Annotated in this window: 23 protein-coding genes; 6 read left to right on the top strand and 17 right to left on the bottom strand. The window is 70.8% G+C overall.

Translation table 11 applies throughout. From position 1 onward, the window contains the following. Positions 1–149 precede the first annotated feature (149 nt). From AC2D8W_RS16615 to AC2D8W_RS16605, 3 genes are all read right to left on the bottom strand, one after another. Complete coding sequence (locus AC2D8W_RS16615; protein WP_484672459.1) at positions 150–1,313, bottom strand: Gfo/Idh/MocA family protein; 1,164 nt, start codon at positions 1,311–1,313, stop codon at positions 150–152. 79 nt (positions 1,314–1,392) lie between these two features. Further along, positions 1,393–2,469, bottom strand: coding sequence for a flavodoxin family protein (locus AC2D8W_RS16610; RefSeq protein ID WP_484672458.1), 1,077 nt, complete (start codon positions 2,467–2,469; stop codon positions 1,393–1,395). Between the two features lie 14 nt (positions 2,470–2,483). Beyond that, the gene (locus tag AC2D8W_RS16605) at positions 2,484–3,401 is read right to left on the bottom strand and encodes an NAD(P)/FAD-dependent oxidoreductase (RefSeq protein WP_484672457.1); all 918 of its coding nucleotides are present in this window, start codon (positions 3,399–3,401) and stop codon (positions 2,484–2,486) included. Between the two features lie 162 nt (positions 3,402–3,563). Here AC2D8W_RS16605 and AC2D8W_RS16600 point away from each other — a divergent pair, with 162 nt between their 5' ends. Continuing rightward, on the top strand, positions 3,564–4,277 hold the full coding sequence (locus AC2D8W_RS16600) for a PEPxxWA-CTERM sorting domain-containing protein (RefSeq protein ID WP_484672456.1): 714 nt from the start codon (positions 3,564–3,566) through the stop codon (positions 4,275–4,277). Between the two features lie 45 nt (positions 4,278–4,322). Here AC2D8W_RS16600 and AC2D8W_RS16595 read toward each other — a convergent pair whose 3' ends face one another. The 3 genes from AC2D8W_RS16595 to AC2D8W_RS16585 form a co-directional block, all read right to left on the bottom strand. Further along, positions 4,323–5,030, bottom strand: a complete 708-nt coding sequence (locus AC2D8W_RS16595; RefSeq protein WP_293480049.1) for a glutathione S-transferase N-terminal domain-containing protein — start codon at positions 5,028–5,030, stop codon at positions 4,323–4,325. Between the two features lie 89 nt (positions 5,031–5,119). Then, the gene (locus AC2D8W_RS16590) at positions 5,120–6,262 is read right to left on the bottom strand and encodes a thiolase C-terminal domain-containing protein (protein WP_484672455.1); all 1,143 of its coding nucleotides are present in this window, start codon (positions 6,260–6,262) and stop codon (positions 5,120–5,122) included. Positions 6,263–6,275: 13 nt separating this feature from the next. Next, positions 6,276–6,668, bottom strand: a complete 393-nt coding sequence (locus AC2D8W_RS16585) for a Zn-ribbon domain-containing OB-fold protein (protein ID WP_293480045.1) — start codon at positions 6,666–6,668, stop codon at positions 6,276–6,278. A gap of 291 nt (positions 6,669–6,959) precedes the next feature. On the opposite strand from AC2D8W_RS16585, the gene AC2D8W_RS16580 reads away from it, so the two are divergent. Further along, complete coding sequence (locus AC2D8W_RS16580; RefSeq protein ID WP_484672454.1) at positions 6,960–7,541, top strand: hypothetical protein; 582 nt, start codon at positions 6,960–6,962, stop codon at positions 7,539–7,541. 40 nt (positions 7,542–7,581) lie between these two features. After that, the gene (locus tag AC2D8W_RS16575) at positions 7,582–8,010 is read left to right on the top strand and encodes a DUF1810 domain-containing protein (RefSeq protein WP_484672453.1); all 429 of its coding nucleotides are present in this window, start codon (positions 7,582–7,584) and stop codon (positions 8,008–8,010) included. Positions 8,011–8,016: 6 nt separating this feature from the next. Here the strand turns inward: AC2D8W_RS16575 and AC2D8W_RS16570 are convergent, their stop codons facing one another. Then, positions 8,017–8,709, bottom strand: coding sequence for an ArsR/SmtB family transcription factor (locus AC2D8W_RS16570; RefSeq protein ID WP_484672452.1), 693 nt, complete (start codon positions 8,707–8,709; stop codon positions 8,017–8,019). A gap of 74 nt (positions 8,710–8,783) precedes the next feature. Here AC2D8W_RS16570 and AC2D8W_RS16565 point away from each other — a divergent pair, with 74 nt between their 5' ends. Continuing rightward, a complete protein-coding gene (locus AC2D8W_RS16565) occupies positions 8,784–9,122 on the top strand; it encodes an NIPSNAP family protein (RefSeq protein ID WP_484672451.1) in 339 nt (112 codons plus the stop codon). Positions 9,123–9,181: 59 nt separating this feature from the next. Further along, the gene (locus AC2D8W_RS16560) at positions 9,182–9,565 is read left to right on the top strand and encodes a nuclear transport factor 2 family protein (RefSeq protein ID WP_484672450.1); all 384 of its coding nucleotides are present in this window, start codon (positions 9,182–9,184) and stop codon (positions 9,563–9,565) included. 57 nt (positions 9,566–9,622) lie between these two features. On the opposite strand, the gene AC2D8W_RS16555 is transcribed toward AC2D8W_RS16560, so the two are convergent. The 4 genes from AC2D8W_RS16555 to AC2D8W_RS16540 form a co-directional block, all read right to left on the bottom strand. Further along, positions 9,623–9,793, bottom strand: a complete 171-nt coding sequence (locus AC2D8W_RS16555; RefSeq protein WP_484672449.1) for a hypothetical protein — start codon at positions 9,791–9,793, stop codon at positions 9,623–9,625. A 72-nt stretch (positions 9,794–9,865) separates the two neighbouring features. Continuing rightward, positions 9,866–10,249, bottom strand: a complete 384-nt coding sequence (locus tag AC2D8W_RS16550; protein ID WP_484672448.1) for a hypothetical protein — start codon at positions 10,247–10,249, stop codon at positions 9,866–9,868. Continuing rightward, a complete protein-coding gene (locus tag AC2D8W_RS16545) occupies positions 10,246–11,268 on the bottom strand; it encodes a phosphotransferase family protein (protein ID WP_484672447.1) in 1,023 nt (340 codons plus the stop codon). The genes AC2D8W_RS16550 and AC2D8W_RS16545 overlap by 4 nt, the downstream gene beginning before the upstream one ends. A 1-nt stretch (position 11,269) precedes the next feature. Next, positions 11,270–12,565, bottom strand: a complete 1,296-nt coding sequence (locus AC2D8W_RS16540; protein ID WP_484672446.1) for a cytochrome P450 — start codon at positions 12,563–12,565, stop codon at positions 11,270–11,272. Between the two features lie 137 nt (positions 12,566–12,702). Between AC2D8W_RS16540 and AC2D8W_RS16535 the strand changes: the two genes are divergently transcribed. Beyond that, a complete protein-coding gene (locus AC2D8W_RS16535; protein ID WP_293485328.1) occupies positions 12,703–13,776 on the top strand; it encodes an Rv3169 family protein in 1,074 nt (357 codons plus the stop codon). Positions 13,777–13,906: 130 nt separating this feature from the next. On the opposite strand, the gene AC2D8W_RS16530 is transcribed toward AC2D8W_RS16535, so the two are convergent. The 6 genes from AC2D8W_RS16530 to AC2D8W_RS16505 form a co-directional block, all read right to left on the bottom strand. Then, on the bottom strand, positions 13,907–15,205 hold the full coding sequence (locus tag AC2D8W_RS16530; RefSeq protein WP_484672445.1) for an O-acetylhomoserine aminocarboxypropyltransferase/cysteine synthase family protein: 1,299 nt from the start codon (positions 15,203–15,205) through the stop codon (positions 13,907–13,909). Positions 15,206–15,282: 77 nt separating this feature from the next. Then, the gene (locus AC2D8W_RS16525; protein WP_293485332.1) at positions 15,283–16,245 is read right to left on the bottom strand and encodes a type II secretion system F family protein; all 963 of its coding nucleotides are present in this window, start codon (positions 16,243–16,245) and stop codon (positions 15,283–15,285) included. A gap of 4 nt (positions 16,246–16,249) precedes the next feature. Next, complete coding sequence (locus tag AC2D8W_RS16520) at positions 16,250–17,221, bottom strand: type II secretion system F family protein (protein WP_484672444.1); 972 nt, start codon at positions 17,219–17,221, stop codon at positions 16,250–16,252. Further along, complete coding sequence (locus tag AC2D8W_RS16515; RefSeq protein WP_484672443.1) at positions 17,221–18,618, bottom strand: TadA family conjugal transfer-associated ATPase; 1,398 nt, start codon at positions 18,616–18,618, stop codon at positions 17,221–17,223. Before AC2D8W_RS16515 ends, AC2D8W_RS16520 begins: the two co-directional genes overlap by 1 nt. A 2-nt stretch (positions 18,619–18,620) precedes the next feature. After that, positions 18,621–19,796 carry a CpaE/TadZ family protein gene (locus tag AC2D8W_RS16510; protein ID WP_484672442.1) on the bottom strand — a complete coding sequence of 392 codons (1,176 nt, stop codon included), beginning with the start codon at positions 19,794–19,796 and terminating at the stop codon, positions 18,621–18,623. Further along, on the bottom strand, positions 19,796–21,130 hold the full coding sequence (locus AC2D8W_RS16505) for a type II and III secretion system protein family protein (RefSeq protein ID WP_293485340.1): 1,335 nt from the start codon (positions 21,128–21,130) through the stop codon (positions 19,796–19,798). Before AC2D8W_RS16505 ends, AC2D8W_RS16510 begins: the two co-directional genes overlap by 1 nt. Positions 21,131–21,134: the final 4 nt, after the last annotated feature.

Here is a 21,134-nt window from a genome sequence, read left to right as displayed (position 1 = left end):
GAGGTCCGATCGCTTCGTCATCGCCCGGCTTGTCCGGGCCACCCCCTGGGCTGTGAGCCGGCCGCTGGGGCTGTCGCATGGAAAGCCCCGGCGCAGCGCCCAGTGGATCCCCCGGACAAGCCGGGGGATGACGGGAAGGCTTGGCGGCCTCAGCGTCCCGCCTTGGCCGCGTCGTAGCGGGCCCACATGGGCGCGCAGTCCACCATCGTCCGTTCCGCCATCGCGCGGTCGATGGCCATGACGGTCAGGCCGGCTTCCATGGATTCATAGGGCGTCACCGGAAACGCCTGCCGGCCTTCCATCGCCGCCAGCAGGTCCAGCGCCATCGCCTGGTCGGCGCCGTTGTGCGCGTCGGCGGTGCGGGTCTCGAAGTCGACGCGCTCGGGCTTGCCGCGGTGGAGCGCGCCCCGGACCATCAGCTTGTTGCGCACCAGGTCGGCGATCAGGGTGCCCTCGGTCCCCGCCACGTACCAGCGGCGCTCCTGCAGGCCCACATGGCTGTTGGCGTGAAACGAGAGGCGGACCTCGTTCTCGTACTCGACCATCGCGACCTGATGGTCCGTCACGTCCATGTCGGAATGGAACGCGTCGTTCGCCGCGCCCCAGCCGGCGTCGCGCAGGGCGTAGGCCGCGGAGCCGTCCTCGTAGACCCGCGGCCGCTCGGCCCCGGCGGGCGTGAAGATCCGTCGGCCGCCGAAGCTGGCGACGCGCGCCGCCCGCGCGCCCGCGATGCGGCCGAATATGTCGAAGTCGTGCACCACCTTGTCGAGGAAGTACGAGCCGCCCCATTCGGCGCGGCGACGCCAGTTGCGGGCGAGGTAGCCGCCGTGCTCGGGCGGCAGGTGCTCGGTGGCGTCCAGAGAGACGATCTCGCCGAGCGCGCCGGAATCCACGCGCGCGAGAACCTCGCGCACGATGGGCAGCGAACGCATCACCAGGCCGACGTAGACCGGCGGCGCCTTCGGATCGGCCAGCCGGCGGGCGAGCGCCTCCGTCTCGTCCTCGGTCCGCACGATCGGCTTCTCGGCGAAGATCGGCGCGCCGGCCCCGAGGGCCTGCGTCAGGTGCTCGTAGTGAAGGTGGTTGGGCGCGCCCAGCATCAGGAGATCGTAGGGCCCTCGCGCGAGCAGCTCGGCGACGTCGGCGCAGGATCGCCCCGGGCGGATGCGCGTCGTCTCGAGGATCGGCGCGCCGACGGGGTTCGGGTCGACATACGCCGCGAGGTCCAGGTTCCACCCGACCTCCTCCATCGCCGCGAGCACATGCGCGATCCGCTGGCCCAGTCCCACGACGCCGATGCGATAGGTCTTCATGCGCCACCTCCCGAACGCATGAGGCCAGCTTTGCCGGGCGTCGTCATCCCCGGAGCCGCGGCCGGCGCGCCGGGGACCGCTACTTCTCGCGGGGCGCCTGCAGCTCCGAGCCGGTGAATTCGCCCATGGGGTCGCGCTGCACGCCCATCAGCAGGGTGCGGGCGGCGTTCCTGACCTCCTCCTGGATCGCGGTGTCGGCGTCCAGCTCCTCGTGGCTCGTGGCGTACGGTTTCCAGTAGCCGATGTACCGGTCGAGCTGGGCGCTGGGGCCTGCCGGACAGAGGTGCATGAAGCTGAGCCAGTCGGCGAGGGCGCGCCGGACGTTCTCGGCCCCCTCCACGTCGCCATGCACCACCACCGCGAACTGGCGCTTCTCGAGGTGACGGGGATAGTCCCAGCCGTCCAGCTCGATCTGCTTGGCCTCGCTCACCGTCTTGCCGTGCGTTCGGGTCGGGTCGGGGTTGCCGCCGTCGGCGCACACCAGCCTGTCCATCATCAGCTTGAGCGGCGAGGTGGGCGAGTACCAGTTCACCGGCGTGATGATCATGATCCCGTGGGCCTCGACCCACATCGGGTAGATCTCGTTCATCCAGTCGTGCACCTGGCCCAGGCTGTGGTTCGGGTAGCAGGAGCACGGCCAGTGGCAGAGCGCCGGCGCCGTGGAGAAGCACGCCTTGCACGGGTGGATGTTGCGGCCGTACTCGGACGCGAGCCGCGAAAGGTCGAGGACGCGGACCGCGGTGTTGTCGGCCGTCTGGAAGATGTCGGCGGCCATCTCGACGAAGCGCCAGGACTTGGACATCTCGCCCGGACAGGTGTGCTCGCTGCGGGCCGACGCGTTCACGATGAGGAAGCGGAGCGGGCCGTTCGGGTCGTCGTGCCGCGCCTTCGCCGCCTGGATCTCGTCGCGCGCGGCCAGCCAGTCGACCGAGAGATCGTAGTCGGGATCGGCGAACCCGGGCCCCGCCTTGCGCGTGACCGGCGCCTTGCGGTGGTTCGCGTAGGCATCCCAGGCGGTCTGCACGATCCGCTCCAGCTCGGCGTCGAGGGCGCGGAAGGCGGGGTCGCGGAACTGCTCCAGGTAGCGGGCCCGGAACTGCGTCTCGGTGAGCGTGGGATCGGGCATGCCCTTGCGGGGCGGCGGAGCTTTGGCCATGCCGGGCGAACGGCTCAGTTGCCGCGCTTGTTCCCGGCGGCGGCGCGGAGCCGGTTGTGCACCTCGGTGGCGGCGATCGCGCCCTCGCCCTGGGCCGTGGAGATCTGGTTTAGCCCCCGCACGACGTCGCCAGCCGCGAAGAGGCCGGGCACGGTGGTTTCCTGGTGGCCGTTCACGATCAGGCGGCCGCCCGCGTCGAGTTTCGCGCCCGCCTGCACGGCGAGCCGCGTGCGGGGCGTCACGCCCAGGGCCGAGTAGACGGCGTCGAAGCTTCGAGGCTCGCCCGTCTCGAAGTCGAAGGCGGTGATCCGGCGCTTCTCGATGGTGACGCCGCGGAGGGCGCTCTCGACCACGGCCACGTCCGCGGCCTCGAGCATCCGCGCCGTGGCGCGCGGGAGAGCGTCCTGGCCGAGGTTGATGAAGGTCACGTCGTCGGAATAGCCCTTGAGGAAGACCGCCTCGCGCGCACAGTGGTCGTCGCAGCCGAGCACCCCGATGCGGCGCCCCGTGACCTCGTAGCCGTCGCAGATCGGGCAGATGCGCACCAGGCCGCGCGCCACCGCGTCGGTCAGGCCGGGGATCGCAGGCGCCACGTCCTGCACGCCGGTCGCCAGGATGACGCTCCTGGCGGCGAACTTGCCCGCGTCGGTGGCCAGCCGGAAGCCGCCGCGGGACGTCGCGAGATCCTCCACCCGGCCGCGGACGATCTCGGCCCCGTAGCGCTCGGCCTGCCGGCGCATGCGGTCGAGCAGCGTGCGGCCCCGCACGCCGTCGGGAAAGCCGGGGTGGTTGTGGCTGCGGGGAATCCAGGCGGCCCGGCTCTCGCCGGACTCGATGACCCGGAACCGGCGCCGGAACCGGGCGAGATAGATCGCGGCGGTAAGGCCCGCAGGGCCTGCGCCCACCACGACGCAGTCGAGGATGTCGGCCATGCGCGCCCAACGCGGGAGAACGGCTAAGGTTACGGGTCGCGCCGCGAAAAGCGCAGGTGGGGCGGCTCGCGTGCAACTTCGCGCATGCCGCTGCACCCCGGCGCTCTTCCCGCATGCCGCCGCCCGGCCTGTGATCGGCCCCGCAGTACCAGGGGGTGTCTCATGCGTAGAACAATCATCGCCGCCGCCTTGGCGTCGGCTCTCACGGGCGGCGTGGCCGCGCAGGCGCGGACGATCGTCTTCGACGACTTCGAGGGCTATGGCGACGTCAGCCAGGCCGATTTCACGGGCTTCGCCCATCTGACGGTGACGGCCGGCTCGGTGAGCTACGTCGACGAGTCCGACTCGGGCCTCACCACGCCCTACGGGCACGGGATGGTCGACACGGACGGGTCGAGCGGCAATCCGGGCGTCTTCCGGACGCCCGAAGTGGCGCTGCTCGCCGGGACCAAGATCCGCTGGGAGTTCGACGCCGCCGGGAACGGCCGTTCCGGCGTGGACAACCGCCGCATGGGATTCGTCAGCGCCACGACGCCCTACCAGCTGACCGACGTGCGCTACGATTTCGGCGGCGGCTTCCAGGACGGGCCCGACATCACCAACCCGGCCACCAAGAGCTACTTCTTCAATCTCCCGACGTTCCAGGCGAACGCGCCCTGGACCCACTTCGTCCTCGAGGCGCGGCTGGTGACGGACGCGACCATCGGGGTCTTCGTGGCGGATCCGGTGAACGGCCCGCCGGGGGACAATCAGGGGATGCTGCTGGACAACGTCCGCTTCACGGCCGTGCCGGAGCCCGGGGTCTGGGCGCTCATGATCGCCGGCTTCGGCCTGGCCGGCGCGCGGCTGAGGCGTCGCGAGGCTCGCGCGGCCTAGCGTCCAGCCGGGACGACGAGGCGCGGACGGACGATCCTCGGCGCTCTAGAGACGGACGGCGCCCAGCATCCGCTCGCCGAACAGGTTCGACCACTCCTCGGCGGTCAGCACCGCGCGGCGCTGGGCGTACTTCGGCGGGACCGCCTTGTCGGCGTCACGGCCGCGGATCACGGCCGGACGCTGGGCGATGGCGGCGCGCCAGCGCATGGTGTTCGGGTACTCCGGCGCCTCGGGCGCCATGTAGCGGCCGGGCCAGACCGCGATGTCGGCGATGGAGTATTCCTCGCCGCCCAGGAAGGCCGCCTCGCCCAGGCGTCGCTCCAGGACCGTCAGGAGGCGGGTCAGCTCGCTGGTGTACCTGTTGATCGCGTACGGGATCTCCTCGCGGGCGTAGCGGGTGAAGTGCGCCGCCTGCCCGCCCATGGGGCCGAGGTTGGCGGCCTGCCAGGTGAGCCACTGGATCGCCACGCTGCGCTGGCGCGGATCGGCCGGCAGCAGGCGGCCCGTCTTCTCGGCCAGATACTGGAGGATCGCCGCCGATTCGAACACGGCGTGCGGGCCGCCGCCGAACGGCGGATCGTGATCCACGATGGCCGGCAGCTTGTGGTTCGGATTGATCCGCCCGAACTCGGCCGTGTGCTGCTCGCCCTCGAAGATGTCGTAGCTGATCAGGCGGTAGGGGAGCTCCAGCTCCTCCAGGGCGATGCTGATCTTCTGCCCGTTCGGCGTCGGCGTGAAATGCAGGTCGATCATCGGCGTCGCCTCAGGGGTTCAGGCCTGCCGGGCAGGCCGGGGGCCGTGACCGGCGGCGGCGGTGGACGCCGCCGCCGGTCTTCATGGCGCTACGGGACCTCGTTGCCGAAGATCACCGTGCCGGCGGCGCCGAACATGCCGCCGACGCCCTGGCAGACGCTGATCTTCGCGCCCGGAACCTGCGCGGGGGCGATCCCGCGCATCTGCCGCACGCTCTCCTGCAGCGCGTACATGCCGTACATGCCCGAGTGCATGTAGGAGAGGCCGCCGCCGTTGGTGTTGAGCGGAAGCTTGCCGCCCGGGCGGGTATGGCCCTCGCGGATGAAGGCCGCCGCCTCGCCCGGCTTGCAGAAGCCGAGGTCCTCGAGGCCGTACAGCGGCAGGTGCGCGAAGGCGTCGTAGATCATCAGGTGATCCACGTCCGCGTGCGTGATCCCCGCCTCCTCGAACGCCTTCTTGCCGCTGATGCGGAAGGCGGTCGAATGGTTGCTGTCGTACATCTGGCTGACCAGCGGGGTCTCGACGCTCTCTCCCGTGCCCAGCACGTAGACCGGCTTCTGCGGGAAGTCCTTCGCCCGGTCGGCCGAGGTCAGGATCAGCGCGCCGCCGCCGTCGGTGACGAGGCAGCACATCAGGATCCGGAACGGATAGGCGATCATCCGCGAGTTCATCACGTCGTCGACGGTGATGGGGTCCTTGAACGTCGCGCGCGGGTTCTTGGCCGCCCACTCGCGCTGGACCACCGCCACGTGCGCCAGGTCCTCCTGGGCGTAGCCGTGCGTCTTCAGGTAGCGCAGCACCGGGATGGTGAACATCGAGGGCGGGCCGACGGGGCCGTAGGGCATCTCGAACTGCCCGTTCAGGCTGGACGGCGAGGCGCCGAAGCGCCCGGCGCCGACACGGCTCTTTCCGCTCTCGCCGTGGGTGACCAGGATGGTCTTGGCGTGGCCGGCGGCGATGGCCGCGGCCGCGTGGCGGACATGCAGCATGAACGAGCAGCCGCCCACGCTGGTGCCGTCCGCGTAGGTCGGCTTGATGCCCAGGTACCAGGCGAGCTCGGTGGGGCTCACGCCCGCGGTGGCGACGCCGTCGATGTCGCTGGGCTTGAGGCCCGCGTCGGCCATGGCGTTGAGCGCGGCGTCGGCGTGCAGCCCGATCACCGAGGTGTCCGGAATGACGCCCATCTGGGTGGTTTCGGCGGCCCCGACGACCGCAACGGATCCAGGTTTCATGGTCGTCGTCCCCCTACTTGGCCGGCGCGAAGAGGGGCAGGCTGATGGTGTCGCTCTGCTTCGAGAACGAAACCTTCAGCGGCATGTCGAGCTGCAGCGCCTCGGGCGTCTGCGGGCAGTCCACGATGTTGGTCATCATGGTCGGCCCCTCGGCCAGCTTCACCACCGCGATGGCATAGGGCTCGGTCCCCATGTCCGGGCGCGGGCGCTGGTTGATGACGTAAGACCAGAGCACGGCCTCGCCGCTGGCCTTGTAGACCTCGACCTTGCGGCTGCCGCACTTGGGGCAGAACGGGCGCGGCGGGAAGTAGCTCTCCTGGCAGTCGGTGCAGCGCTGCAGCCGCAGCTCGCCGGCCTGGCAGCCGTCCCAGAAATGACGGGTCTCCGGAGTCGGCTCCGGCAACATGCGTGGCATCTGAAATCCATCCCCTTCGAAAATTCGGTCTGTTCGTTCGTGCCTGTGCCGTCAGGAGAGGCAAGGCTTTTCTTCTGGCCCGGGCGCCGTCGTGCGGCGGCGCGCTCGGGTCCGCAAATCGGCGGCGGCGCCAGCAAAGACGAGACGACGGCGCTTGTCACCCCTGCGGCGCGGCGGGCCAACATTGCGAAATGCAAATCTGCGCGACAGCTCCGCTTGAGCCGCCTGGGCGATATCCACCGCCTCGCCGCAAGGCGCGCGCAGGCTGCAAGAGGAGATTCCATGCCCCGCCAACCCGACCAGTATGTCTTCACCTTCGGCCCGGACGGCGCCGTGACGTCGGTGGCCGAGGTCGAGAAGAACGGTCGCCTGGACGTCGAAAGGATCGAACCGGGCGAGACCTACCGCCTCATCGACGGCTTCGTCGTCAAGACGGAGGTCGAAGGCCGGGAACAGGAATGGGAGGTCTATGCCGACGCTGACGGCGACGGGCGATGGATCGAGGTGGGCGAGGGCGATGGGCCCTTCGACCAGAGCGTCCTCGCCCTCTTCGGAGCCACGTCGCCGCCCGGGCCGTCGGGGACCGCCGCGCCGGCCGCCGCGCCGACCGATGACGCCTACGTCTTCCAGTTCGGCGCGCTGGGCGAGATCCTGGGGGTGTTCGAGTTGAACCGCGACGGCAGCCTCGAGCGCGAGGAGATCGAGCGCGACGAAAGCTACGTTCTGCTCGACGGCTTCGTGGTCAAGACCGAGGTCGACGACGGGCGGGTCGAGCAGACCATCTACGCCGACCCGGACGGCGACGGCGTGTGGGCCCCGGCCGCCCAGGTCCTGCCCGGGGCCTCGCCCTTCGGAGGCTGGTAAAGGGTTCGACGGCGGCGCGCATCGGGTGCACGATGCGCCGGTGAGCGCCGCCATCGATCTCGAGCGCTTCGTGAAGGCGCAGGACGCCGACGGCGTCTACGAGCGCGCGCTGGCCGAGCTGCGCGCCGGCCGCAAGCAGACGCACTGGATGTGGTTCGTCTTCCCACAGCTCGCGGGGCTGGGCGTCAGCCACATGGCCCAGAGGTACGCCATTTCCGGGCTGCCCGAGGCCGCCGCCTACCTGGGGCATCCGGTGCTCGGTCCGCGCTACCGCGCCTGCGTCGCCGCCCTCAACCGCCACGACGGGATGACCGCCACGCAGATCATGGGCGGGCCCGATGACCTGAAGCTGCGCTCCAGCCTCACCCTCTTCGCCCTGGCCGCGCCCAATGAGGCCGGCGTCCGAACGGCGCTCGCGAAATACTTCGCAGGCAAGCCCGATCCGCGGACGCTGGAACTGCTGCGGTAGCCGGGGTCAGACCGAAGGGGCGGCGACCGGCCCGAAGGTCTGCTCGAAGGCGCGCAGGCCCGGGGCGCTGAAGGCGACGATGCGCGTGCCGTCCAGGCGGCGGGCCCAGCCCAGTTCGTAGATCCGCGCCAGCAGGCCCGCGCCCAGCACGCCGGCCAGATGGCTTCGGCGCACGCTCCAGTCGAGGCAGGCCTTGCAGAGCGGGCGACGGCCGGTCGTCTCCAGGCAGACGCCGAAGTCGCGGGCGAAGGCGCGGCCGGCGTCGGTCAGCGCCAGGGCGCCCTCGTGATCGGCGATGCGTCCCTGGGCGATCAGGGCGTCCAGCATGGCCACGCCCGCATCGCCGGCCAGGTGGTCGTAACAGACGCGCGCGCGGCGCAGGGCCGGGTCGCGCGGGCCGGGGCGCGTGCGCATGTGGCCGGCGCGGTCGGCCAGCAGCGCCAGGTGCTCCATCGCCTCGGCCACGTCGCGGCCTGCGAGGGTGAAGTAGTTGTGCCGGCCCTGGATCCGGCGCGTCAGCAGGCCTCCGGCTTCCAGCTGGGCCAGGTGGGAGCTGGCGGTCTGGGCCGTCACGCCGGCCTCGCGCGCCAGCTCGCCCGCGGTGAGCGCCTCCCCGCTCATCAGCGCCGAGAGCATGTTGGCGCGGGCGGGGTCGCCCAGGAGGGCGGCGATGCGGGTGATGTCGGGACCCAGCCTCATCGCCGGCGACCCTACATCATCCGGCGCCGCCACGCTTCGGTCCCGGCCGAAGCATGGGATCGCGGAGGGCGGCTATGCCGACGTTCCTCGAACCGGAGCCCGTCATGACCGTCACCTGCTGCATCCGCTATGTCATCGACCCGTTCCAGCGCGACGCCTTCGAGGCCTACGCCCGCGCCTGGGGCGCGATCATCCCCGCGAACGGCGGCGACCTGATCGGCTACTTCCTGCCGCACGAGGGCGAGAACGACGTGGCGCTGGCGCTGATCTCGTTTCCGAGCCTTGCGGCCTACGAGGCCTATCGCGCGCGGCTGAAGGCTTCCCCCGAGGGCGCCGCGAACTTCGCGTTCGCCCAGAAGAAGGCGTTCATCCGTTCGGAGCGGCGCACCTGGCTCACGCCGGTCACGCCGTGAACCGCCGGACGTTGGTGGCCGCCCTCGCACATCCCGCCATAGCGAAAGGAGATCCCGCCATGCGCGCCGACATACTCGGACCCGTCCGGGCCTACGCCGAGGCCTGGAGCCGGGGCGACACCGCCGCCGTGGTGGCGGGCTACGCGGACGACATCGTGTTGCACTGGGGCGGCTCGCACGCGCTCTCCGGGCGCCACGCCGGCAAGGTCGCGGCCCTGCAGGCGCTGGCGGAGTTCGGCCGGCGGACGCAGCGGCGGCTGGTGCGCGTGGTCGACGTGATGGCCGGCGCGGAGCGGGGTGTCGTGATCGCGCGGGAGGCGCTCGGGACGCCGCCGGTCGAGGTGGAGCGGGTGCTGGTCTACCGGGTCGCCGGCGGACTGCTCGCGGAATGCTGGCTCTACGATAGCGACCAGGCCCTGATCGACCGCCTGGTGGGCCGCTGAATCAGTATCTTGAGCGCGTTTCGACCCGAAAACCGGGTCCACTTTTCGGAACGCGCTCTAGGAGACGAGCGTGTTCTCGGCCTTCATCGCCTCGTGGGCGCGGCGCAGCACCGCGGCGGCCTCGTCGATCTGAGCCTGCCAGCGGGCGAGCTCGCGGTCATAGTGCCCGTCGTCGAGCTTCTCGACCACCGGGTCGCTTGTTGCGGATTCGCGCTTGGCCGCGGCCATGGTCTGCCCACCTCTGTCTTTCGGGCATGCTGAGGCGGCAGTGTTGCGATCGGATTGACGCAGGCGGTTGAATCAGACCGGCGCGGTCGACAGCCGGCGTCGCTCGGTGGAGGCGGCGAGCTCGGTCCAGATGGCGGCCTGTCGAGCGGCGTCGCCTTCAGCCTCGGCGGCGGCGTGCGCCTCGATGAGGCGGGCGCGCAGCCGATCGTTCTCGGCCTTGAGCACGGTGAGGCGCAGATCGCCGTCGTCGCCGGACTCGCCCAGCAGGGCGCGGACGGCGTGGTTCTCCTCGACCAGGATCGCGGCCTGGCGATCCCACATCTCGGCCGCCAAACCCAGCAGCATGGCGGAAAGGCCGAGGTCGCTGGCGCGTTCGGCCGGGGGCACGTCCGGGAGGGCGTTGCGGCCCAGGATCGCCGCCAATTCGGCCAGCACGGCGGGAACGGGCGGGTTCATAGCTTCCCCATGACCTGCAGCATGGCGCGGTCCTGCGCGTTGATCAGCCACCACGCCGGGTAGATCATGATCGGCGCCTTGTTGCCCCCGCGGTTGAAGGCGGCGGCGGAGCCCACCCAGATCCCCTGGGCCTTCACGCAGTTGAAGAGGATCCACCAGTGAAGGGCGGCCGGATCGGCCTTCAGGCCGGAGGCGCTCTCCCAGATCGCGACGGCCGCGGCCTGATCGCAGAGACCGCCGGCCTTCCCCTGGCCGAAGGTCCAGACGGGCTGGAGGCTCCAGCCGAGGTCCTCGAGAGGGTCGCCCAGGTGGCTCATCTCCCAGTCGAGAACGCCGTGGATCTCGCCCTGCGCATCGTAGAGGAAGTTGCCGGTCCGGAAGTCGCCGTGCACGACGCTCAGCTTCTGGGCCGGCGGCGGCGGGTTGGCGCGCAGCCAGCGGATGGCCGCCCGGGTGATCGGCAGGGGCTCGGCCTCGTCCTTGTCGATCAGGGCCTCCCAGTGGTCGAGCTCGCGCCGCCAGCAGGCGTCGCGCTCGGGCGCGGCCATCCAGCGGTCGAGGCCAAGCGCCACGGGGTCGGCGCGCGCGATCTCGCCCAGGATCGTCCACTTGCGCCGGGCGATCCGCTCCAGAACGTCCGGCGGGCTGGCGAACAGTTGCTGCGGGGAGGCCTGGAAGCCCGCGATCTCCTCGGCGACGAAGAAGGGATGGTCGAGCGCGTTCGAGCCCTCTTCCAGCCACAGCATCTCGGGGACGGGGACGGACGAGCCGCGAAAGGCGCGATAGGCCTCGAATTCCACGCGCCGCTCGGTGTCGATCAGGCTGGCCGGCGGATCCCGGCGCAGGATCAGCCGGCGGTGGCGCTGGCCGCCTGCCTCGGTCCAGGAGAGTACGAACCGGTACGTTTCGCGGCTGGCGCCGCCCGAGATCCGCTCCAGCGCGGAGACGGCGACATCCGTGGCCTGTGGCAGGCGGGCCGCGATATAGCCGGCCAGCCGCGCTTCGAGCGGGTGGGCCAAGTCAGGCCATCTCGAAGCGGATCGGCAGCCGCTTCGGTCCGTTGACGAAGAAGGCCTCGCTGAGCGCCGGCGTTCCGGCGATCTCGACCGACTTCAGGCGCGGGAACAGTTCCTCCCACAGGATGCGCATCTCCATCTTCGCCAGGTGCTGGCCCAGGCAAAGGTGCGCGCCGTAGCCGAACGCCAGGTGTTTGTTGGGCGAACGGTCCACGCGGAAGGTGTCGGGCGCCTCGAAGACGTCCTCGTCACGGTTGCCGGAGGCGTAGCAGAGCATCAGCCAGTCCCCCTGCCTGACGGCGCGGCCGCGCACCTCGGTGTCGGCCGTGGCGGTGCGCATGAAGGTCTTCACCGGCGTGGTCCAGCGGATCGACTCGTCCACGAGGCCCGGGATCAGCGAGGGATCGGCCTTCACCTTCCGGAACTCGGCAGGGTTCTCCGCCAGCGCCCAGAGCGCGCCGGCGGTGGAGGACGAGGTGGTGTCGTGCCCGGCGGTGGCGACGATGATGTAGTAGCTCATCGCCTCGAGGTCCGAGATCGGCTGGCCGTCGACCGTCGAGTTGGCGATCACGCTGGCGAGGTCGTCGGTGGGATTGGCCCGGCGGGACTCCGACAGGCGGCGGAAGTACTCGAAGAAGTCGGTGATGACGCTGAAGTCCATCTGCCGCTCCTGGGGAGGCTTGTCCGCGTCCGCCGACTTGCGGCCCAGCTCGGGGTCGGTGGCGCCGAACAGCTCCTGGGTCAGCCGCAGCATCCGGGGCTCGTCGCTCTCGGGCACGCCCAGGATCGTCATGATCACGTGCAGCGGATAGTGCAGCGCCACCTCGTTGACGAAGTCGCACTCGCCGCCCTTCGCCGCCATCTTGTCGACCGCCGCGCGGGCGATGACGCGGATGCGATCCTCGAGCCGCTTGAGGCTCTGCGGCATGAACCAGGCCTGGGTGAGGGCGCGGTACTTGAGGTGATCGGGCGCGTCCATGTGGATCAGGGTGCGCAGGAGGTGCGGGCTGCCGCCCATCATCTCGCGCACCTTCTGGTCGGCGATCTTGCTGGTCAGCACCGGATTGCGGTCGCCGTTGTGCCAGAGGTCGTTCTGGCGGCTGATCTCGAGGATGTCCTCGTGCTTCACCGCCACCCAGAAGGGGTCGACGCCCTCGATCTCGGCCACGCCGAACGGCTCGTTCCTGCGCAGCCAGCGGTAGGTCTCGTGGATGCGGCCGTCGGCGTAGGCGGCCGGGTCGGCCAGGTTGGCCGCATGGTCGTTCGGGATCCGGTGGTCCGCGGCGGTCATGACGCTCATCGCAAAATCGTCGGCCCCCTGACGCGAGGTCACGCGGGACGACGCCTCCTGTTTGTTCTTATGTGTGGCGCGGAGTTGATACCCGCGCGCCCCGCCCCCGCAAGGGTGACGGCGCGTCAATCGGAGGGCGCGGCAGGATGCTGACGAAGGGCGACGACTATCCCATCCACCAGACCCCGGAGCCGATCGCCTACGCCGGTTCGGACCGCAACTTCTACGACCGCTACTTCTTCAACGCCTATGCGCCCGACGGCTCGGCGTTCGTGGCCGTCGCCTACGGCGTCTATCCCGCCCTCAGCGTGGCGGACGCCCACATCGCGGTCGTGAAGGACGGCAAGGAAAGCTGCCTGCACGCGTCGCGGATCCTGGGCTACGAGCGCATGGACCTCAGCGTCGGACCGATCGCGATCGATATCCTCGAGCCGCTGCAGCGCCTCAAGGTGACGGTGACCAAGACCGACGGCATCGCGGGCGAGATCGTCTTCGAAGGCCGCGCCTTCCCGATCGAGGAGCCCCGCTTCGTCAAGCGCAACGGCCCGCGGCTGTTCATGGACTACACGCGCCTGACGCAGAACGTGCGCGTGTCGGGATGGGTCGAGGTGGACGGGCAGCGGCTGGACCTGTCCGGCTGGGTCGGCACGCGCGACCGCTCGTGGGGCATCCGGCCCGTCGGCGCGCCGGACTCGCAGGCGACCCCCGGCGCGGGCATCGCCGGCTTCTTCTGGCAGTGGACGCCCCTGAACTTCGAGGACCGCAGCGTCTACTTCCACATCAACGCCGACCCCGACGGCAAGCCGTGGAACACGCGGGCGGTGATCCTCCCGGACGGCGCCGGGCCGCACGGCGGTTTCGAGACCGAGGCGGCGACGATGGCCACAGACCTGATCCCCGGCACGCGCCACGCCCGGGGCGGGGTCCTCACCATCCCGATGGACCAGGGCGAGGCGACGGTGACGATCGAGCCGATGGCCACCTTCCTGATGCGCGGCATCGGCTATGGCGGCGACTGGCGGCACGGCGCGCTGAAGGGCGAGCTGGCGGTGGCCCGCGAGGACCTCGACTGCGCGAACTTCGACACGAGCGACATGGGCAACCTGCACATCCAGGCGATCAGCAAGGCCACGCTGCGCGAGCCCGGACGCCCCGAGCAGGTGGGCGTCGGCGTGTTCGAGCAGCTGATCCTGGGACCCTACCGGCCGCTGGGGCTGTAGGGGGCGGTCGCCCTCCCGCGGGCGGGTGGTTGAGCGCCGGGCCTGAGGCCTACCCTTTCCACCCCTCGCTCTACGCCCTGCGGGCTCGGCGAGCGGTCCCCCTTTCCCGCGCGCGGGAAAGGAAGGGGGCTTACGCCCCCGCGGCGGTCAGGGCCTGTTCCAGGTCGGCCAGGATGTCGTCGATGTGCTCCAGGCCGATGGAAAGGCGCACGTAGCCGGGCGAGACTCCGGTGGCCGCCTGCTCCTCGGGCGTCAGCTGCGAGTGCGTGGTCGAGGCCGGGTGGATCGCGAGGCTGCGCGCGTCGCCGATGTTGGCCACGTGGTAGAACAGCTTCAGCGCGTCGATGAAGCGCCGGCCCGCCTCGACCCCGCCCTCCAGTTCGAAGCCCAGCAGGCCGCCGTGGCCGCCCTTCAGGTACTTCGCGGAGCGCTCGGCCGCGAGGCCCGACTGCTGCGAGGGGTGGATCACGCGGGTCACGCCCTTGCGGCCGCCCAAGTGTTTCGCGACCGCCGAGGCGTTGGCGCAATGGCGTTCCATGCGCAGCGCCAGGGTTTCCATGCCCTGGATGATCTGGAAGGCGTTGAACGGCGACAGGGCCGCGCCCAGGTCGCGCAGCAGGATCACCCGCGCGCGCAGGATGTAGGCGATCGGGCCGAGCGGCTTCACGGCCTGGGTCCAGACCGCGCCGTGGTACGACGGGTCGGGCGTGTTGAGCAGCGGCTGGCGCTCGGGATTGGCCTCCCAGTCGAAGGTCCCGGAGTCCACGATCAGGCCGCCGATCGAGGTGCCGTGCCCGCCCAGGTACTTGGTGGCCGAGTAGACGATGATCGCCGCGCCGTGGTCGAACGGCCGGCAGATCAGCGGCGCCGCGGTGTTGTCCATGATCAGCGGGATGCCGAACTCGCGGCCGATGGCGGCCACCTCGGCGATCGGGAACACCTCCAGCTTCGGGTTCGGCAGCGTCTCGGCGTAGTAGGCGCGCGTGCGCGCGTCGGTGGCGCGGCGGAAGGCCTCCGGGTCCTTGGGGTCCACGAAGCGCACCTCGATGCCGAGGTCCTTCAGGGTGTTGGCGAACAGGTTCCAGGTGCCGCCGTAGAGGTCGGTGGAGCTGACGATGTTGTCGCCGGCGCGGGCAAGGTTCTGGACCGCGAAGGCCGAGGCGGCCTGGCCCGAGGCCACCGCCAGGGCGCCGACCCCGCCCTCGAGCGCGGCGATGCGCTTCTCGAGCACGTCGGTCGTGGGGTTCATGATCCGCGTGTAGATGTTCCCCAGCTCCTGGAGGGCGAACAGCGCCGAGGCGTGGTCGGCGTCGCGGAACTGGTACGAGGTGGTCTGGTGGATCGGCACCGCCACGGAGCCGGTGGTCGGGTCGGCCCGCCAGCCCGCATGAAGCAGCAGGGTCTCGGGGCGCAGGTTGGCTTCGGACATCGGCGGGCTCCTCATGTCGACCTTCGGCATCGGCTGTTAGGGCCAATCCGCGTGCGCGGCCAGAGGAACTCGCCGTCTCAGCTTCCGGGGGCGCCGTTTCCGAACACGTGGACCAGACGGGCCGCGGCCGGCAGCATCAGGGCGCCCAGCAGCGCCGGGAAGATGAACAGGATCAGCGGCACGGTCAGCTTGGCCGACAGTCCCAGCGCCTTCTCTTCGGCCCGCAGCATGCGCTTGGCGCGCATGTCGGCCGAGAACACCGACAGCGTCTCGCCCAGGCTGGTGCCCATCTCCTCGGCCTGACGCAGCATGGTCGCCAGCGCGCGGGCGTCGTCGATGCCGAGGCGATCGGCGAAGGCGCTCCAGGCCTCCTTGCGGGCGCGCCCGGCCCTCAGCTCCAGCACGAGGAAGCGCAGGTGGATGGTGAGATTGGGGTAGCGGCGCTCGAGCTCCTCGGTCACGCGGCTGACCGCGGCGTCCAGGGACAGCCCTGCCTCCACCGAGGCCACGAGCAGGTCGAGCAGGTCCGGGAAGCCCTCCAGATACTCCCGCTCGCGGTTCGACTTGCGGGCCTTGAGCACGTACTCGGGCCCGTACAGCGCCACCAGGGACACGCCCACGGCCATGGCCAGCGCGCCCAGGTTGCCGCCCTTCTGGCCGATCATCGCGGGCAGGGTCAGGAGGACGCCGCCGGTGGCGATGGCCAGGGCCACGGCCTTGACGCCCAGGAAGATCACCGGCGCCTCGCGGCTGTAGAAGCCCGCCTGCATCAGGCGCGACCTGAGCAGCGAGACCTTGGCCGGGTCCCGCACGGCGCTCTGCTGTCCCAGCCGGCGGATCGCGCCCAGGAACCGTTCGCCGAAGGCCGGGCCGGAGCGGTCCACCAGCGGCTGGCCGCGGCCGCCCGCCATGGCGCCGGCGAGGCGGTTGCGCCGCAGGGCCCGGACCCGCAGCTCGCCGAACACGAGAAGCGCGACGCCGGCCAGGGCGCCGAGGGTCAGCACGAGGCCGGCGAGGTAGAGGAGGGTCTCCAGGGGCATCGGGTCAGAGCCGCATGTCGATCATGCGACGCATGATCAGGTTGCCGAGGAAGATCCAGAACCCGAGCCCCGCCAGGCCGTACTTGACCATCGGCTCGTCGATCACGTCGCCGTAGAACTTCGGCGAGATCATCACGATCATCCCCAGCGCCAGGAACGGGGCCGCCGTCAGGATCATGGCCGAGGCGCGCCCTTCGGACGAGGCGGCCTTGATCTTCAGCCTCATCTTGTGCCGGTCGCGGACCGTGTTGGCGTTCAGCTTCAGGAGGCCCGTCAGGTTGCCGCCGGTGCGCTCCTGCAGGCGCACGGTGGCGGCGAACAGGTCCACGTCCGGATGCTGGCAGCGCTCGGACATGCGCTCGACGGCCTGCTCCAGGGTGGCGCCGTAGGCGATCTCGTCGGCGGCCATGCCGAACTCGGTCCCAATGGGATCGCTCATCTCGCGGCCCACCAGGCCCACGGCCGCGGGCACCGGGTGTCCAGCCTCGAGGCTGCGCACGATGATGTCGAGCGCCTGGGGCAGCTGGAAGCCGAGCTGGGCGGCGCGGCGGCCCGCCTTGAACTTGAGGTAGCCGAGCGGGGCGAAGAGCCCGCCGATCAGGGCGCCGCCCACGAAGCCGACCGGCGTGCGGGTCAGGATGCCCGCGGCCAGCGCGCCGACGACGGCGGCGGCCGCCACGTACATCAGCCACTTCTTCTGGTCGTACGGCAGGCCCGACGCGACGATCAGGTCCGACAGCCACTTGAGCGCGCCCGTGTTCCGCTCGCCCGAGGCCGTGAGGCCCCGCTGCTTGCGGAGCTCGACGACGAGGGCCGAGATGCCCTCGACCTTTTCGCCGATCTTCAGGCGCTGGTTCAGCTTGCGCTTCTGGGTGGCCACGGTGGCCAGGCCGGTCAGCCCCTGGACGCCGGCGAAGACCGCGGCGCCGATCATGATCATGACGATCAGCCTGGCGTCGATCTCGAGCCCGAACATCAGAGCACCTTCTTCGGATCGAAGTTGGCCGTGTCGTAGGGGATGCCCCGGCGGAGCATCTCGTCGAGGGCGCGGGGGCGCAGCCCGGTGGCGCGGTGCTCGCCGTGGACCGTGCCGTCGGGATCGGTATGGGTCCGGTGGTAGAGGAAGATGTCCTGCATCTGCACGACGTTGCCTTCCATGCCCACGATCTCGGTCACGTGGGTCACCTTGCGCTTGCCGTCCGACAGGCGGTTCACCTGCACCACCAGGCCCACGGCGGCGGCGATCTGGTAGCGCACGGCCTCGGGACCGATGTTGAGGCCGCCCATGGCCACCATCTGCTCCAGGCGGCTGATGGCCTCGCGCGGGTTGTTCGAGTGGATGGTGGCCATCGAGCCCTCGTGGCCCGTGTTCATGGCCTGCAGCATGTCGAAGGCTTCTTCCGAGCGCACCTCTCCCAGGATCACCCGGTCGGGACGCATCCGAAGCGCGTTCTTGACCAGCTCGCGCTGCCGGATCTCGCCCTTGCCCTCGATGTTCGGCGGACGCGTCTCCATGCGCACCACGTGCGGCTGCTGCAGCTGCAGCTCGGCGGCGTCCTCGATGGTGATCAGGCGTTCGCCGTGGCTGATGGCGGCCGACAGGGCGTTCAAGAGCGTCGTCTTGCCCGAGCCGGTGCCGCCCGAGATCACCGTGGAGACGCGGCTCTTCACCGCGCCGTGCAGGAACTCGGCCATCGCGGGCGTCATGGCCTTGAACTCGACCAGCTTCTCCAGCGTGAGCGGCTTCTTCGAGAACTTCCGGATCGAGACGGAGCAGCCGTCGATCGCGATCGGCGGGATGGCGGCGTTCACGCGGCTGCCGTCGGGCAGACGGGCGTCCACCATGGGCTGGCTTTCGTCGATCCGGCGGCCGACGCCGGCGACGATGCGGTTCACGATCCGCAGCAGGTGGTCGTTGTCGCGGAAGCGGATCGGCGTGAGCTCGAGCTCCCCGCGCCGCTCGACGTACACCTGGAACGGGCCGTTGATCAGGATGTCGTTGATCGAGTCGTCCTTGAGCAGCGGCTCGATGGGGCCCAGGCCCACCATCTCGTCGTAGATCGAGGCGCCCAGGACCTCGAGCTCCTTGGCGTTCAGAGCCATGCGCTCGGCGCGGGCGAACTCGGTGACCTGGCCGAGCACCTGCCGGCGCAGCTCGGCCTCGTCGAGCTTGTCGAGCTTGGACAGGTCCAGCTCGTCGATCAGCCGGGCGTGCAGGCGCAGGCGCAGGTCCAGCTGGGCGTCGCCGGGGGGCGGGCCCTTGGGCTTCGGCTCCGGCTTCGGAGCGGCGGGTGCGGGCGCTGACGACTGCGGCGCCGGCGCCGGCTGGGGAGCCGGGGCCGGGGCGGAACGCGCGAGACTGAACCGGCCCATGGTCAGGCGGCCTTGGCGGGCTGGTCGCGCCGCGGCGGCTGGACCACCAGCTTCTGGACCAGGCTCTGGACGTCCTTGACGATCCTGGACTTCGGCCGGTGCTGGGCGATCGGGCCGCCGAGGTTCGCCGAGGCCGCGGCCGCTTCCCAGTCCGAGCTGATCCCGGCTTCGGCCTTGCGCTGCAGCGCCTTCTCGGCCTCGCCCATGGAGGGCGCCGGGCCGAACATGCGGCTCGCCAGGCGGTTCAGGACGATGCGCGGGCGCAGGCCCGTGCCGATCCCGGCCTCGATCTCGTCCGAGCAGGCCCGCGCCGCCAACAGCGCCGGGACCGTCAGCTCGGAGATGACCAGCACCTCGTCGCAGCCCGCCAGCGCCTCCAGGGTCCATGGCCGGCGATGCCGCGGAAGGTCGAGGATGACCCAGTCGTAGCACTCGCAGGCCACTTCCAGCATGCGCAGGACGGCCTCGCGCCCGACGGCGTCAAAGGCGTTCGGATCACGGACGCCGGCCATCAGGTCCAGGCCCTTGGACACCGGCGTGATGAAGGCGTGCAGCATCGCCGCGTCGATACGGTCGGCGGCGTGGCCGAAGTCCGCCAGCCGGGTGGTCGGCTGGGCGCCGAGGTAAGCGGCCGCCGCGCCGTCCGCGAGGTTGAGGTCCACGAGGCAGACGGCCCGGTCCTTGTTCGCCTGCACGGCCAGCGCGTGGGCGATCTCGATCGCGATGGTCGTCGCTCCGGCGCCGCCCACGGCGCCTGTCACGCCCCAGCAGCGCGAGGCGCCCGGAGCGTCCTGCGTGGGCGCGGGCTGGGCCTCGGCCAGGAGGGCGGCCACCGCGGCGGTCAGCTGCTCGGGCGAATAGGGCGCCTCGAGGATGTCGGCGGCCGACATGCGCAGGATGTTGCGGACCAGCCCGGCGGGGAGCGTCTCGCCGACCAGGAGAACCGGCGGCGCGGACCGGAGGCCCGAGAGCGCCTTCACGGCCTGCGCCAGCGCCGCGGCGTCCCATGCGTCCCCGTCGATGAGGACCAGGTCGCAGGCGCCGGGGGGCAGGGACTCGAGCTGGGCGATGGCGCCCTGTTCGACGACGGCGCCCGCGAGGGGACCGTCGGGCGCCGCGGTGAAGCCTGCGCCCAGAGCGAGGATACGCCGGCCGCGGATCAGACTCGATCCGGGCATCAACGGCCCTCCTCGCCGCTCAGCGGACGATCGAGCGCCTTGCCGTTCAGTTGCAGGTCCAGGGCGCGCGGGGCCTTGCCGGGGGGCGAAGTGGTCGCCGCCGCCCGCGCCTTGTCCTCCGCCGTCGAGAAGCGGGGCGTGACGATCACGATCAGCTCGGTGTCGGCCTGCTTCCAGCGGCTGGAGCGCGCCAGGGCGCCCAGGATCGGCACCGAGCCGATGCCGGGGATCTGGCGCAGGGAGTTGGCGTAGTCTCGCTGGAAGAGGCCGCCGATCTGCAGGGACTCTCCGCCCTTCAGCTCCACCGTCGTCTTCGTCTGGCGGATGATGAGTCCGGGCACCGTGAAGCCCGACACGCGCAACGAGTTCGTGAAGTCCAGCTGGCTGACCTTGGGCTCGACCTCCAGGCGGATCAGGCCGTTGTCCTGCACCACGGGGGTGAAGACGAGCTCGACGCCGTACTTGCGGAACTCCAGGCTGATCAGGTTGTCGCGCTGCGGGACCGGATAGGGGTACTCGCCGCCGGCGTGGAACGTCGCCTTCTGGCCCGAGATGGCCACGAGGTTGGGCCGCGCCAGGGTGCGGATGACGCCCTTTTCCTCGAGCGCGCCCAGCGCCGTGTCGATGCGCGTGTCGCCCGAGCCGCCGAACAGCTGGAACAGGCCCGCGGGCGGGCTTGCCCCGATGAGGCCGTTGCCGCCCGAGAAGTTCAGCGAGTTGTTGATCACGTCGAAGGTGAAGCCGATGTCCTGCAGCTTCGACCGCGTCGCCTCGAGGACGCGCACCTCCAGCACCACCTGCTGGGCGTCGCGGACCGACAGGCGCGAGATCACCGCGTCGGGGGCGTACCGCTCGGCGATCTCCTCGGCGCGGCGCTGGATCCCGGAGTTCGAGACCTCGCCGGCCAGCATCAGCTGCTCGCCCAGGTTCCGCACCTGGATGGCCTCGCCGGGGTAGGCGTTCGTCAGGTCGTGCTGGAGGCTGGCGGCGTCGTAGCCCACGCGGATGTCGATCACCTGCAGCAGCCGACCGCCGGGGCCGTAGACCAGCAGGTTCGTGGAGCCGAACTCCATCCCCTGCACGTAGAAGCTGGAGTCGCCCGTCGCGGTGACCTTGGCCACTTCGGGCTGGGCCACGACGATGCGCGAGGCCGGTTGGCCCAGGCGATAGCTGAGCGACTTGTCGCGCGGCACATAGATCGTCCGGCGCAGAGCCGGCTCGCTGGCGAGCGTCTGGGCCTGGGCGGCGCCCGGCGCCACGAACCCGGTGAGCAGGGTCGCGCCCACGAGGGCGCTGACCAGGGTGCGGGTCAGCTTGAACATGGTCGTCTTCATGGAG

The sequence above is a fragment of the Phenylobacterium sp. T106 genome, assembly GCF_057219735.1.
This window is presented reverse-complemented; position numbering and strand designations above follow the sequence as displayed.

Excerpts from the sequence above, each read along its gene's own strand:
- AC2D8W_RS16615 (WP_484672459.1), bottom strand. The coding sequence starts at position 1,313 with ATGAAGACCTATCGCATCGGCGTCGTGGGACTGGGCCAGCGGATCGCG.
- AC2D8W_RS16610 (WP_484672458.1), bottom strand. The coding sequence starts at position 2,469 with ATGGCCAAAGCTCCGCCGCCCCGCAAGGGCATGCCCGATCCCACGCTC.
- AC2D8W_RS16605 (WP_484672457.1), bottom strand. The coding sequence starts at position 3,401 with ATGGCCGACATCCTCGACTGCGTCGTGGTGGGCGCAGGCCCTGCGGGC.
- AC2D8W_RS16600 (WP_484672456.1), top strand. The coding sequence starts at position 3,564 with ATGCGTAGAACAATCATCGCCGCCGCCTTGGCGTCGGCTCTCACGGGC.
- AC2D8W_RS16595 (WP_293480049.1), bottom strand. The coding sequence starts at position 5,030 with ATGATCGACCTGCATTTCACGCCGACGCCGAACGGGCAGAAGATCAGC.
- AC2D8W_RS16590 (WP_484672455.1), bottom strand. The coding sequence starts at position 6,262 with ATGAAACCTGGATCCGTTGCGGTCGTCGGGGCCGCCGAAACCACCCAG.
- AC2D8W_RS16585 (WP_293480045.1), bottom strand. The coding sequence starts at position 6,668 with ATGTTGCCGGAGCCGACTCCGGAGACCCGTCATTTCTGGGACGGCTGC.
- AC2D8W_RS16580 (WP_484672454.1), top strand. The coding sequence starts at position 6,960 with ATGCCCCGCCAACCCGACCAGTATGTCTTCACCTTCGGCCCGGACGGC.
- AC2D8W_RS16570 (WP_484672452.1), bottom strand. The coding sequence starts at position 8,709 with ATGAGGCTGGGTCCCGACATCACCCGCATCGCCGCCCTCCTGGGCGAC.
- AC2D8W_RS16565 (WP_484672451.1), top strand. The coding sequence starts at position 8,784 with ATGCCGACGTTCCTCGAACCGGAGCCCGTCATGACCGTCACCTGCTGC.
- AC2D8W_RS16560 (WP_484672450.1), top strand. The coding sequence starts at position 9,182 with ATGCGCGCCGACATACTCGGACCCGTCCGGGCCTACGCCGAGGCCTGG.
- AC2D8W_RS16555 (WP_484672449.1), bottom strand. The coding sequence starts at position 9,793 with ATGGCCGCGGCCAAGCGCGAATCCGCAACAAGCGACCCGGTGGTCGAG.
- AC2D8W_RS16550 (WP_484672448.1), bottom strand. The coding sequence starts at position 10,249 with ATGAACCCGCCCGTTCCCGCCGTGCTGGCCGAATTGGCGGCGATCCTG.
- AC2D8W_RS16540 (WP_484672446.1), bottom strand. The coding sequence starts at position 12,565 with ATGAGCGTCATGACCGCCGCGGACCACCGGATCCCGAACGACCATGCG.
- AC2D8W_RS16535 (WP_293485328.1), top strand. The coding sequence starts at position 12,703 with ATGCTGACGAAGGGCGACGACTATCCCATCCACCAGACCCCGGAGCCG.
- AC2D8W_RS16530 (WP_484672445.1), bottom strand. The coding sequence starts at position 15,205 with ATGTCCGAAGCCAACCTGCGCCCCGAGACCCTGCTGCTTCATGCGGGC.
- AC2D8W_RS16525 (WP_293485332.1), bottom strand. The coding sequence starts at position 16,245 with ATGCCCCTGGAGACCCTCCTCTACCTCGCCGGCCTCGTGCTGACCCTC.
- AC2D8W_RS16520 (WP_484672444.1), bottom strand. The coding sequence starts at position 17,221 with ATGTTCGGGCTCGAGATCGACGCCAGGCTGATCGTCATGATCATGATC.
- AC2D8W_RS16515 (WP_484672443.1), bottom strand. The coding sequence starts at position 18,618 with ATGGGCCGGTTCAGTCTCGCGCGTTCCGCCCCGGCCCCGGCTCCCCAG.
- AC2D8W_RS16510 (WP_484672442.1), bottom strand. The coding sequence starts at position 19,796 with ATGCCCGGATCGAGTCTGATCCGCGGCCGGCGTATCCTCGCTCTGGGC.
- AC2D8W_RS16505 (WP_293485340.1), bottom strand. The coding sequence starts at position 21,130 with ATGAAGACGACCATGTTCAAGCTGACCCGCACCCTGGTCAGCGCCCTC.